Raw genomic sequence first — 12,261 nt, 5'->3', positions numbered from 1 at the left:
GCCGCGAGTAGGCTCCCGGTCCATGGCCGGACACCGCATCTTCAGCACGAGCGTCGCCAGCGTCTACCCGCACTACGTGGCCAAGGCGGAGCGGCGTGGACGCACGCGCGAGGAGGTCGACCAGGTCATCTGCTGGCTCACCGGTCACGACGAGGCGGGACTGCGCGAGGCGCTGGAGGACCAGCGCGACCTCGAGACGTTCTTCGCGACGGCCCCGGCGATGAATCCGAACGCGTCACTCATCACGGGTGTCGTCTGCGGCATCCGGGTGGAGGAGATCGAGGACCCGCTCATGCAGCGGATCCGGTGGATGGACAAGCTCGTGGACGAGCTCAAGGGGCGGAAGGCGATGACGGCGATCCTGCGCGGCAGCGCGGGCTGACGCTCCCTCGTTAGGCTGACCGGGTGAGCCCGACCCCCGCGACCCACGTCAGCGTCGACGTCCTCGCCCTCCGGTTCAACGCCGCGGCGCGCACCGTCGAGCTCGCCGTCCACCGCCGTCCGCTCGACCCGTTCGCGGGCGACCTCGCGCTCCCCGGCGTGCTCCTGCTGGCCGACGAGACGATCGCGCAGGCCGGGAGCCGCGCGCTCGCCAAGGTCGCCGCGACGCCCCTCGCCACCGGCCAGCTCCTCACGTTCGACGAGCCGAACCGTGACCCGCGCGGCCCCACGCTCTCGATCGCGACCTGGGCCGTGCTGTCGCCGCAGCGCCCCGACGGCGCCACCTGGGTCCCGCTCGACGCACCACCGCCGCTCGCGTTCGACCACGACGCGATCCTCGCCACCACCCGCCCCCTGCTCGCGGGTCTGCTGTGGCGCGACCTGCCCTTCACCCGCGCCATCGTGGGCGAGACGTTCACGGCGGGCGACGCCGTCGCCCTCACCCAGACGCTGCTCGGGCGGGTCGACCGCGGCAACCTCAACCGCGAGCTCGCCAGGATCGACGGGCTCGAGCGCGGCGAGGCGGTGGCGGCGGGCGCCGGTCGACCCGGACGCGTGTGGCGCTGGACCGACTGAGGGCCGATCTCACGCGAGGGCTGCTCTGCTCCGCGTCCGCTCCGACCGGTCCTCGCGTCGGGGACCGTGCGCGGTCAGCACCACCGGTGCGCCCGCTGCACGCGACACCAGCGCGAGGGTCCGGTCCACGTCGGTCGGCTCCCGCACGGGAACGACGTCGGCCAGCGAGCGCGTGATCGCCGCCATGGCGTCGAGGTCGCGACCGGGGCGGTGGACCAGCCCACCCTCCGACCACGCCGCTCCTTCGCCACCGACGTACCGCAGGACCGCGTCCACCCGGTCGGCGACGTCGAGGTGGGAGACCCCCACGCCGTCGACACCGCCGCAGAGCTGCCGCGCGTAGTCGAGAAGCACCAGGTCGAGGTGTCCGGTCCGCCACGCGCCCTGGTACTCCCCGACGCCGTTGTGCGGCTCGGGCAGAGCGCCCACCAGCGAGGCGTCCTCGCTCGGCAGCGGACCGGCACCGTGACGGGTCGTGTAGGCCCGCGTCAGCCCGAGCGTGTACGCGCGCCCGAGCCCGGCGCGCGCGAGCAGGGTGCGCGCCGCCGTCGGGCGCGTGGTGGACCAGGTGGTGTGCGGGTGGAAGCCGTACGTCTCGTCCAGCAGCACGCCCTGCGCCCCCTCGACGACCACCGTCCCACGCTCCCCCGCCCGCGCGAGACAGCCGAGCGAGGACTCCACCCGCAGCAGCGCGCCGACCTCCGCCAGCTCGTCCGTCATCACGGCGAGGCTCGGCACCTCGTGCGACCCCCGCACCAGGAGCGGGTGGTAGAAGCGCTCGAGCTCGACGAGGCGACGGCGGATCGACCCCCGGTCGGCCAGGTCGCGCACGCGCAGGGCGGCGCCCGGGGCGTCGGCCGGGGCCGCGAGGTTGCCCAGCACCGCCCCCGCCGCCAGCCCCGCGCGGCACGCGAGGTCGAACCACGCGGTCTCCCCCACCCCCATGCCGCACGACCCGTGCCGGCCCGCACCCCGCAGGTCCTCGCGGGTGCGGTTCGCGAGCCGGTGGATCGGCGTCGTCACGAGGGCGTCGGGATCGACCGTGAGCAGGTCGAACGGATCCTCGACGCCGAGCTCCACCAGCTCCCACGCCTCGCGGACGAGCGCCTCCGGATCCACCAGGGTCGCCGCCGTCAGCAGGGTCGGGGTCCGGGTGAGCGAGCCGGCGCCGAACAGCCGCCCGGTGCGGTGGACGCCGCCCGCCACGACGTTGTGCGCCGCCTGGGCGCCGCCGTTCCCGCGCACCACGACCGAGACGTCGCGCGTCGCGCACAGGTGGTCGACCGTCGCCCCCTTGGACTCGTCGCCGAACCCCAGCCCGACCACCACGATCGGCACGCCGGTCGGGATGCTCGCCCGCTCACCCATCTCCCCGCCCCCTCAGGCCAGGTCGTCCGCGACGTCGAGCCCCGGCGGCAGCAGCCCGACGGCGCCGCCCCCGCGCCGGGCGGGTCCCCGGCCGCCGCCCCCGGGCCTGGCCACGGTCGCCAGTGCCCGGCCGACGACGTCGCCGGCGGGCGACCCGATCGCCGTCAGGTTCGCGAGCCCCTCGTCGAGGTCCACGGAGTCCTCCATCAGCCCGATCGTCGTCGCGATCAGCTCCGCGACGGCTGCGGGGTCCTCGAGCCGCAGCAGCCGCTCGCCGAGCAGCGCACGCCAGTGCTCGTTCACCTGCGGGTCGTCGTAGTACGCGGTCTGCCGGGGCAGCACGTAGAACGTCTCCCACCGCTCCTGGACCTGGGCCCACACGTCCGCCACGGCCAGGTCGCGCAGCACGGGGTCGCCGATCACGCGGCGCACGTGACGAGCCTCGAGCCGACGCTTGTTGAGCTCGTCGCCGATCACGAACAGGTAGCCCTTCCGGCCTCGCCTGTCCCAGTGGTCCGTGGCCGTGTGGCGCGCGACGAAGTAGGCCGCCAGCTCGTAGGACTCCGACTTCTGGCCGCCGCCGTTGCCCTCGAGGAAGATCGAACGGAGCTGGTCGTCCATGCGGTTGTCCGACTCGAACTGGCCCACCTGCAGCGGCACCCGGTCGGAGTCGGCGTCGCCGATCGCCCCGAACATGATCTGGGGGTCGCTGACGTAGCCCTGGCGCTCCAGCAGCCCGAGCAGGCCGGACATCTTGGCCTGCACGATGCGGGGCACCTGACCCATCGACCCGGTCACGTCGAACAGCACGACGATCGGGGTCGATCGCGGGTGCTCGGCGCTGTCGCGGGCCTCGCGCAGGCTCACGCCGAGCGGGTCGAGGGCGGGGTCGGCCCGCCACTCGCGCTGCGGTCGCGCCCGCGTGGCGGCCGTGTACCCGAAGTCGTCGTCGCCGGCGCTGCGCCGGAAGGCCGCTGCCGTTCGGTAGGTGCTGTCGCTCCACGCTCCTGAACCCATGGGGTCCTCCTTCGTCTCGCCCCGGCTCACGCCGGGGCTGCGGTGGTGCCGACGGTCGTCGGCATCGCGAACGGGCGGAACACGCGCGGCCCGTAGGTCCTCTCGAGCAGGTCGTCGTACTCGCGGGTGAGGTCGAGCGCGCTCGGCCGCATCGACGGCGACACCTGCAGGCAGCCGGCGGCGAACCGCAGCTGCCGCGCCTCGCTCGGCCGCAGCATCCGCTGCATCAGGCGCGCGAACATCCAGACGTCCAGACCCGGCCCGACGGCGCCGCCCACCTCGGGCGGGTAGTCCTCCGCGTGCGACGCGATCGTCGCGGGCACCGGGGATCCCGGCCTGGTCGAGGTGCCCCACCCCGCCAGCACGACGCCGTGCTGCTCCGGGTGGATCAGCACGTTGCTCGCGACCACGGCCCCGTGCACCAGACCGAGCTCGTGCACCCCCACCAGGGCCCGGAGGATGCGGCGCGCCATCCACGCCCAGTCGCGGCCGTCGAGCCCGCCCCCGTGCGCGAGTCGCACCTGCTCCAGCGAGACGAAGCCGGTGGCCGGGGAGTCCTCGCGCAGCACGACGGCGGCGCGACGCCCGTCCGGGCCCACGACCTCCCCCGCGTCGAGCAGCCGCGGCAGCGACGGCGCGAGCCAGGCGTTCGCGGTCCCGGGGGCGGTGGCGGACCCCAGGGTGCGCAGCGCTCGCACCACCGTGGCCGCGCGGGGCGCGGCCGCCTCGGTGCGGGCGACCTTCGCCACGCGTCCCGGCCCGGCCGCGTAGAGGTTCGACCACGTGCCGACGGCGACCAGGTCGCCCAGCGGGTAGCGGCCGCGCTCGCCGACGACCGTCGCGACGGCGGTGGCACGTCGCTCCTCCGCCGCGTCCGCCGCCAGCCACACGTCGTAGAGCTCCCCCAGCCGGACGAACGCGGCGTGCGCGACCTCGCGGTCGAGACCCTCCTCGACGGCGCGGTCGGGGTGCACCCGGGCCCGCAGGATGCGCAGCGTGCGCCGGGCACGGCGGCGGGCGGCCTCGCCGTCGTGCGCGCCGTAGAGGTCCTCGGACGCGACCGCGCCGAGGATCGTGCTCGCCGTCCCGCGTCCCGTCGTCATGGTTTTAGTCTACACAACTAATACTCTCGACGGGTGCTCGGACGGGACTGGGGTGGATCGGCGGCGTCCGACGCCGCCGATCCACCCCGCTGTCGTCAGGGGGAGTTAGGAGGTCGACGAGGTCGACGAGGTCGATCTCGGGGTCGGACCGGGTCAGCCCGCCAGGCTGACCCGGTAGGTCCGCACCTCGAACGGCGTCAGCTCCAGCGCGATCGCACCGTCGGTGACCTCGACGGCGCCCTGCACGTCCTCGATGAGCGAGGCCTCGTGGACGGCCGCGATCCCGGCGGACCCCGCCGCGATGCGGACCGTGCCGCGCACGCGCCGCCCCTCGGGCTCGTACACGCGCACCACGAGGTCACCGGAGCGGTCGGCCGCGAGCTTCACGCCCGAGACCACCACACCCTCGCTCGCGGTGACGAGCGCCTCGACCGGAGACCCCGTCCGCTCGCGAGCCGGCAGGTTGAGTGCGAGACCCGCCCGCGTGGCGTCCGCCGTCGTGGCGCCGATGACGAAGCCGTACCGGTGGGTCTGCTCGCCCTGGTCGGTGTCGGGGTCGGGGAACCGCGGGGCGCGCAGCAGCGAGAGCCGCAGCGTCGTCGTCACCCCAGCCTCGGGATCGGCGTCGCGCGTGACGTCGAAGCCGTAGGTCGAGTCGGTCACGAGCGCCGCGCCGAACCCTGGCTCCCCCACGTGCACGAACCGGTGCATCGAGGTCTCGAACTTCGCCGCCTCCCAGCTCGTGTTCGTGTGCGTGACCCGCTTGCTGTACCCGAACTGGGTCTCCGCGGCGGTGTGCTCGGCCTGGATCGCGAGCGGGAACGCGAGCTTGAGGAACTTCTCGGTCTCGTGCCACGCGGTCGACTGCGCGATCTCGAGCGTGCGCGAGCCCGGTCGCAGGACGAGCTCCTGCACCACGCGCGACGCGGAGAAGGCGCGCTCGATGCGGACGTGGGCGACGCCGTCCACCACCTCGTGCGTGAGGCTCTCCAGGGAGCGCAGGTCCTCGACGCGGTTGCGGTAGTACCGGTCGACGTCCCACGCGTCCCACATGTTCGGGAAGTCCTGGTGCAGCTGCAGCAGGTTCGCCTCGGCGCCGGCCGCGATGCTCTCCCGCCCCGTGGTCAGGTCGACGGCGGAGGTGACGAGCCCCTCGGCCGAGATCGTCACCCGGACCAGGTCGTTGGCGAGCACGACGCCGCCGTCCGACTCGGTCAGCGAGACCTCCCCCGGGGCGGGACGCGCGACGTCGGCCGCGTGGCCGCCGACGCCGTCGCGCGCCAGGGGCGAGGCGTTGAACACGACGCGCTGCGCGCCGTCGCCGGCCAGCGCCTCCTGCGCGCGCTCGATGATCGCCGTCGCCTCGGCGGCGATGCGCGCGTACTGCTCGACGGCCTCGCGGTGCACCCAGGCGATCGAGGTGCCCGGCAGGATGTCGTGGAACTGCAGCAGGAGCACCTGCTTCCACAGCGCGTCGAGCTCGTCGTGCGGGTAGGTCAGGCCGGTGCGCACGCTCGCCGTCGCCGACCAGAGCTCGGCCTCCACCAGCAGGTGCTCGGTCAGGCGGTTGCCCTGCTTGGTCTGGTGCTGGCTCGTGAGCGTGGCGCGGTGCAGCTCGAGGTAGAGCTCCCCCACCCACACCGGCGGCTTCGGCAGCTCCTCCTTGGCTCGCTCGAAGAACGCGTTCGGGTGCTCCCAGCGGACCTTCGCGCTGCCCTCGAGATCGGCCAGGCGCTCGGCCTTGCCGGTCATCTCGCGCGTGGTGCCGCCACCGCCGTCGCCCCACCCCACGGGCGCGATCGAGCCGGAGGCGACGCGCGACTCGCGGAACTGGCGCGAGGCCTTGGCAACCTCCATGCCCGAGAGCTGGGAGTTGTAGGTGTCCATCGAGGGGAAGTGCGTGAACATCCGCGACCCGTCGATGCCCTCCCACGCGAACGTGTGGTGCGGGAACTTGTTGACCTGGTTCCAGGAGATCTTCTGCGTGAAGAACCACTCGAAGCCGGCGCGGCGCATGAGCTGCGGGAGCGCCGGGGAGTATCCGAAGGAGTCGGGCAGCCAGACGCCGGCCGGCCGCTGACCGAACTCCTGCTCGAAGAACTGCTGGCCGTAGAGGAACTGGCGCACCAGGGACTCACCGGTCGGCATCACGGTGTCGGACTCGACCCACATGCCGCCCAGCGGGAGGAACCGGCCGTCCGCGACGGCCGCCTTCACCTTGGCGTAGACCTCGGGGCGGTGCTCCTTGATCCAGGCGTACTGCTGCGCGCTGGACATGCCGTAGAGGAAGTCGTCGGTCTGCCCGATGAGCTCGGTCATCGTCGAGGACGTCCGCGCGACCTTGCGGATCGTCTCGCGCACGGGCCACAGCCAGGCGGAGTCGATGTGGGCGTGGCCGACGGCGGAGACCACGTGTGCGCTGGCCTCGGCGGGCTGCGCGAGCGCGGGGGCGAGGGCGGCGCGCGCGTCGGCGGCCGTCTGCGGGATCCGCTGCAGGTCGAGCACGTCGAGCGCGTCGTCGAGCGCCTGGAGGATCTTCATCCGGCGCGGCGAGCTCTCGGGCAGCTCGGCCTGGAGCTCGAGCAGCACCTCGACGTCGAGCGAGAGCTCGTGCACCTCGGCCTCGAAGACCGCGAGGTCCGCGTGCCGGAACGTGTACAGGTGCCGCGGCGACGACGTCGTGATGTCGCCCTCCTGCGTCGGCAGGAACGGGTGGTAGTCGAGCAGGACCGGGTTCGAGGCCGCCTCCAGGAAGAGGTTGACCTTCTCCCCGCCCGTCGCCTCCTCGGCGACCGTGACCCACTGGTTGCGCGGGTTGAGCGACTTCACCGGCTCGCCGTCGGCCGTGTAGACCAGACCCTCGCACTGGAAGCCCGGCATGTTGATGTCGAACCCGAGGTCGACCAGCAGCTCGACGCGGCGGCCGGCGAAGTCCGCGGGGACGTCGCCGGCGAGGCGGAACCACGTCGTGCCCCAGGCGCGACCCCAGGCCGAGCCGACCTCGAAGGGCGTGTAGTCGAGCGCACGGCCGTCGGCCGGGGCGATCGGCTCGCCCGGCAGCTCGTGCCACGTGATCTCGACGGGGGTGCGCGAGGAGTGGATCGCGGGGCGGATGCGCTCACCGAGCACTCGGGTGGCGCGTCCGGTGGTGAGGGGGATGTCGTCGTGCATGGGTCTGCGTGCTCCGTCCGGTCGAAGGAGGGTCGGTCTCGGGATGGTGGTTCCGGCGAGGGAGGTCCGGCGGGCGCCGCGCGTCGGCGGGGCGCCCGCCCGCTCACGGCAGCATGGTCGCTGCCGCCCCTCCGGACAGCACCGGCACGCCCGTGCCGGCGCCGTCGCCCGCGGTCTCGAGGTGGGTGATCCCGCGCCGGGCCAGCTGCGCGGTGTCCTTGGCGCGGGAGCGCAGCACGACCTGCGGGCCGCGCCCGTCCCGCTCGGCGGCGCGCACCCAGGCCTCGAAGAATCCGCCGCCGGGCGCGCACGAGGCGCGGTGGGCGCCGTCGTCCTCGAGCACGACGGCGGAGGTCGCCGGCGCTGGCGCGGGCGCGTCGCGCAGCTCGCGCGCCAGGGCCGCGAACGCGCGGCCGGTCGGCTTGACCCGACCGTGCTCGTCGATGAGCCCGAGGTCGTACTCCACGGGCGGGAAGTCGAGCATGCTGCGCGCGACGTCGTGCGAGCACCACCAGGTGATGCCCGAGAGCACGGGCACCGCCGAGGCGTTCCGCACCGTGTGCTCGAGGAACGTCACCGCATCGGCCCGGTCGACGACCGTCACGGGCACCCCGACCTCCTGCAGCCACACGGGTCGCTCGGCATCGGTGTGCCAGGCGGCGGCGAGCTGCACGAGGTACTCCGCGTGCCGCGCCGAACCGGCGCCGAGGCCGCCGTGCAGCTGCGCCGCACCGTTGAAGACCCACGAGTGCACGACCGTCTCGTCGCCGAGCTCGGCGGCGTGCCGCGGAAGGAACGGCTGGCGCTCGTCGTACCAGGTGGCGTCGTAGGCCGCGTGCGTGACGATGCCGGGGGCGTCGCGGCGCGCGGCGTCGAGCAGGCGCACGAGCCAGGCCTCCGCCTGATCGGCGTCGATCGGGTGCGGGTGCGGGTGCGGCCGCGCCGCGAACTGGTTGACCTCGTTGCCGAGCGTGAGACCCAGCACGTTGGACCGGCCCGCCAGCTCGGCCCCGAGCGCCCGCACGTAGGCCTCCTGGCCCGCGACGGCGTCGGGGTCGGTGAACATGTTGCGCTCGTGCCACGTGGTCAGCCAGGCGGGCAGGAAGTCGAAGCTCGACAGGTGGCCCTGCAGCGCGTCGACGTTCACGTCGAGCCCGAACTCGGCCGCGGCGTCGACGACGTCGCCCACCGCCGCCAGCCCCGCGGGCCGGATCAGCCCGCGGTTCGGCTGGATCAGGTCCCACAGCGGGAAGATCCGCACGTGGTCGAGATCGAGCGCGGCGATCTGCTCGAAGTCCTCCCGGACCGCGTCCAGGTCGAGGTCGAGCCACGAGTGGAACCAGCCGACGCGCGGGGTGTAGTTGACGCCGAACCTCATCCCTTGACCCCGCCTTCCTCGACGCCCTTGAAGAAGTGGCGCTGCAGCACGGCGAAGACGATCGCGATCGGCACGAAGGCGATCATCGATCCGGCGGCGATCATCCGCTGGTCGTTGGAGAAGGTGCCGGAGAGGTACTGGAGCCCGATGGTGAGGGTGAAGTTGTCCGGGCTCGTCAGCACGATGAGCGGCCACAGGAAGTCGTCCCACGCGCCGATGAAGCTGAAGATCGCGATGACCGCGACGGTGCCGCGCACCGACGGCATCGCGATGCTCCAGAACCGCTGGAAGGCGGTCGCGCCGTCGATGACGGCGGCCTCGTCGACCTCCGCCGGGAGCTGCCGGAACGCGTTGTACATGAGGAGCACGTTCAGCGCCGCGATCATGCCGGGCAGCGCGACGCCGAGCAGCGAGTCCGCCAGCCCGAACGTCCGGATCGTCACGAAGTTGGCGATGATCGTCGCCTCGCCCGGGAGGATCAGCGTGGCGAGGAACAGTCCAAGGGCGACCTTGGCACCGCGGAACCGCAGCCGCGCGAGGGCAAAGCCGGCGAGCGTGGAGAAGATGACGTTGCCCGCCACGGCCAGCACGGCCACGAAGAGCGAGTTCCCGATGAAGGACCAGACCGGGATGGCCTCCATGACGCGCGTGTAGTTGCTGATCGTCGGCTCGCTGGGCCACAGCTGCGGGATCCGCGTGTAGATGTCCTCGCTGCGACTCTTCAGGGACGTCGACAGCTGCCACAGGAACGGGCCCACGCAGATGAGCAGGACGAACACGAGCAGCGCGTAGCGCCCGATCTTCTCGCCCAGGCTCATCGAGCCGAAGCCGCGTGCGCGACGGCGTCGCGGCGGTGGCGGAGCGGCCGCCGAGGCCGCGACGGGCACGGCTCCGCGCTGGTCGGTGACGGCGCTCATGCGTTGCTCCTGGAGTTGATCTTGCCGAGCAGCAGCAGCGGGACGACCGTGATGGCGAACATCAGGATGCTCAGGGCGCTGGCGTAGCCCAGGTCGCCGGAGAACCCGCGCGAGTACTGCTGGATGAGCATGACCATCGTCAGCGCCTCTCCCCCGGCGCCACCCGTGCCGCCGGTCATGATGAACACCTCGGTGAACACGCGCAGCGCGGCGACGCAGACGAGGACGGCGATGAGCAGCATCGCCCCGCGGACGCCGGGCAGCGTGACCGCGGTGAACCGGCGAACCGCACCCGCGCCGTCCATCGCGGCGGCCTCGTGCAGCTCCTTGCCCACGTTCCCGAGGGCGGCCAGGTAGATGATCATGTAGTAGCCCAGGCCCTTCCAGACCGTGAGGCTGACCGCGCTGATCACGATGAGCCAGCGCTCCGTGAGGAACGGCAGGGGCTCGGAGATGAACGACAGCTGCTGCGCGAGCCCGTTGACGAGGCCGCGGTCGTCGAGCATGAAGGTCCAGATCAGCGCGACGACGACGGCCGACGCGATGACCGGCGTGTAGAACGCCGTGCGGAAGAACGTGATGCCCGGCAGCTTCTTCTCCACCAGCAGCGCGATCAGCAGCGGCAGGATCGTCAGGAGCGGCAGGCAGATCAGCATGAACACGACGCTGTTGAGCAGCGCGTTCACGACCTGGTCGTCGCGCAGGATCAGCGCGAAGTTCTCCAGGCCGACGTAGCGCTCGTTGCCCCCGAGCGGCTTGGCGTTGGTGAACGCCATCCGGATCGTGTTGAGCGACGGCCAGATCGAGAACACCAGGAGCCACGCCAGCGCCGGGGCGAGGAACAGCCAGGGTGTGATCCGGTTCGTGGTGCGGGCGGGGCCGCCGCCCCGCCGCGGGCGGCGCGTGGGCTGCCCTCCCGCGGCGGGTGCGGAGATGTCGGTGGCGGTCATCGTGAGCTCCTCACTGACGGGCCAGCAGGTCGTTCAGCTTCTCGACGGAGGTGTCGAGGGCCTCCTGACCGCTGATGTCGCCGCGGATCGCGAGCGCGATCTGCTGGCCGAGGTAGTCGTTCATGGCGCCGTTGACGGAGTACGGCGTGAGGACCTCGGCGGTCTGGAGCGACTCGAAGCCGGTGACGCGGGCCTGGGCGGACGGGGTGCCGTCGTCCTCGGTGAAGTAGGTGTCGCCGTCGGACCCCTGCGTGGAGGGGAAGACGTTGGCGATGTGCGCGAACTCGTTCTGGTTCTCCGTGTTCGTGACGAACTCGGCGAACGCGAGCGCGGTGGCCAGGTTCTGGCTGTCGGCCGCGACGCTGACGCCCTGCACGTACAGCGGCGAGATGTTCAGCGCGGGGCTGATGGCGACGTTGTCCTTGAGGCTCGGGTTGTTCTCCTCGAACGAGTCGATCGCCGTCGCGCCGCCGGTGGTCCAGGCGACCTTGCCCTCGGTGAAGAGCTGGCTGTTGCCGAGGTAGTCCGAGTTCAGGACGGTGGGCGGCATCTCGCCGTTCGCGTACGCCTCCGCGTACCGGTCGATGATCGCGGCGGCCTCGGGGGTGTTGAAGATGAACTCGGTGCCGTCCTCGTTGAGGATGTCGATGCCCTCGAGCGTGAAGTCGCCCAGGCCGGGCACGCGGCTGATGAGGTAGTTCTCCGGGCAGGCCTGGGCCATCGTGGCGGCCTGCTCGAAGAGCTCGTCCGTGGTGGCGGGCGGGGCCGAGGAGTCCAGGCCGCACGCGTCGAGCTGCTGGGAGTTCCAGTAGTTGACGTCGGTGCCGAGGTACCAGGGGTAGCCGTAGACGCCCTCGACGCCGGCGAACCGGAACGCCTCGACCGAACCCTCGACGTAGGTGGCCGGCAGGTCGGTGGCCTGGCTGACGTCGTAGAGGAAGTCCTGCTGCGCGAGCGGGAGCGCGAAGTCGGGCGGCAGGTTCAGCACGTCGGGCAGGGTGTTGGTGGAGGCCTGCGAGAGCACCTTGTCGGAGTAGCCGTCACCGGGCTGGTCGAGGAGCTCGACCGACGTGCCGGGGTTGGCCTCCTCGAAGTCGGCGATGACTCCGTTGAGGTACTCGGTGTACGTCGGTGTGAGCGACCAGGTCTGGAACCGGATCGAGCCGGTGATCTCGCCGTCGGCGTCCGAACCGCCGGACGATTCCCCGCCGCAGCCGGCGAGGAGGGCGGTGGCGACGACGGCGCCGACGCCGGTGACGAGGGTGGTACGCGTGATCCTCATGATGGTGAAGCTCCTTCGTTGGAGAACCAGATCGGCGGCGATCCGAGGAGGAAGCGCG

At 72.4% G+C, this 12,261-nt stretch carries 10 protein-coding genes; 2 read left to right on the top strand and 8 right to left on the bottom strand.

The annotated features are described in order from the left end of the window. The first annotated feature begins 22 nt into the window (after positions 1 to 22). Both SERN_RS11225 and SERN_RS11220 read left to right on the top strand, forming a co-directional pair. Complete coding sequence (locus SERN_RS11225; protein ID WP_135850205.1) at positions 23 to 382, top strand: DUF2200 domain-containing protein; 360 nt, start codon at positions 23 to 25, stop codon at positions 380 to 382. A gap of 23 nt (positions 383 to 405) precedes the next feature. Next, positions 406 to 1,017 carry an NUDIX hydrolase gene (locus SERN_RS11220; RefSeq protein WP_135850204.1) on the top strand — a complete coding sequence of 204 codons (612 nt, stop codon included), beginning with the start codon at positions 406 to 408 and terminating at the stop codon, positions 1,015 to 1,017. Between the two features lie 9 nt (positions 1,018 to 1,026). Here the strand turns inward: SERN_RS11220 and SERN_RS11215 are convergent, their stop codons facing one another. The 8 genes from SERN_RS11215 to SERN_RS11180 all read right to left on the bottom strand — a co-directional run bounded on the left by SERN_RS11215 (position 1,027) and on the right by SERN_RS11180 (position 12,203). Continuing rightward, a complete protein-coding gene (locus SERN_RS11215) occupies positions 1,027 to 2,385 on the bottom strand; it encodes an adenylosuccinate synthetase (RefSeq protein ID WP_135850203.1) in 1,359 nt (452 codons plus the stop codon). Positions 2,386 to 2,397: 12 nt separating this feature from the next. Continuing rightward, positions 2,398 to 3,402: a hypothetical protein gene (locus SERN_RS11210; protein ID WP_199241597.1), complete on the bottom strand. Its 1,005-nt coding sequence runs from the start codon at positions 3,400 to 3,402 to the stop codon at positions 2,398 to 2,400. Positions 3,403 to 3,428: 26 nt separating this feature from the next. Further along, positions 3,429 to 4,505, bottom strand: coding sequence for a protein kinase family protein (locus SERN_RS11205; RefSeq protein WP_135850202.1), 1,077 nt, complete (start codon positions 4,503 to 4,505; stop codon positions 3,429 to 3,431). A 153-nt stretch (positions 4,506 to 4,658) separates the two neighbouring features. Continuing rightward, entirely contained in the window at positions 4,659 to 7,676 is a 3,018-nt protein-coding gene (locus SERN_RS11200) for an alpha-mannosidase (RefSeq protein WP_135850201.1), read from the bottom strand. A 103-nt stretch (positions 7,677 to 7,779) separates the two neighbouring features. Continuing rightward, positions 7,780 to 9,054 (bottom strand): glycoside hydrolase 5 family protein, encoded by a 1,275-nt coding sequence (locus SERN_RS11195; protein ID WP_135850200.1) that lies wholly within the window; start codon positions 9,052 to 9,054, stop codon positions 7,780 to 7,782. Further along, complete coding sequence (locus SERN_RS11190) at positions 9,051 to 9,971, bottom strand: carbohydrate ABC transporter permease (RefSeq protein WP_135850199.1); 921 nt, start codon at positions 9,969 to 9,971, stop codon at positions 9,051 to 9,053. Before SERN_RS11190 ends, SERN_RS11195 begins: the two co-directional genes overlap by 4 nt. Continuing rightward, positions 9,968 to 10,921 carry a carbohydrate ABC transporter permease gene (locus tag SERN_RS11185; protein WP_135850198.1) on the bottom strand — a complete coding sequence of 318 codons (954 nt, stop codon included), beginning with the start codon at positions 10,919 to 10,921 and terminating at the stop codon, positions 9,968 to 9,970. Before SERN_RS11185 ends, SERN_RS11190 begins: the two co-directional genes overlap by 4 nt. A gap of 10 nt (positions 10,922 to 10,931) precedes the next feature. Further along, the gene (locus SERN_RS11180; protein ID WP_135850197.1) at positions 10,932 to 12,203 is read right to left on the bottom strand and encodes an ABC transporter substrate-binding protein; all 1,272 of its coding nucleotides are present in this window, start codon (positions 12,201 to 12,203) and stop codon (positions 10,932 to 10,934) included. Between the last annotated feature and the right edge of the window lie 58 nt (positions 12,204 to 12,261).

Origin of the sequence: Serinibacter arcticus, assembly GCF_004786095.1 — a bacterium.
Taxonomy (GTDB): Bacteria; Actinomycetota; Actinomycetes; order Actinomycetales; family Beutenbergiaceae; genus Litorihabitans; species Litorihabitans arcticus.
The sequence above is the reverse complement of the archived record's forward strand: the minus strand, read 5'-3'. Positions and strand labels throughout refer to the sequence as shown.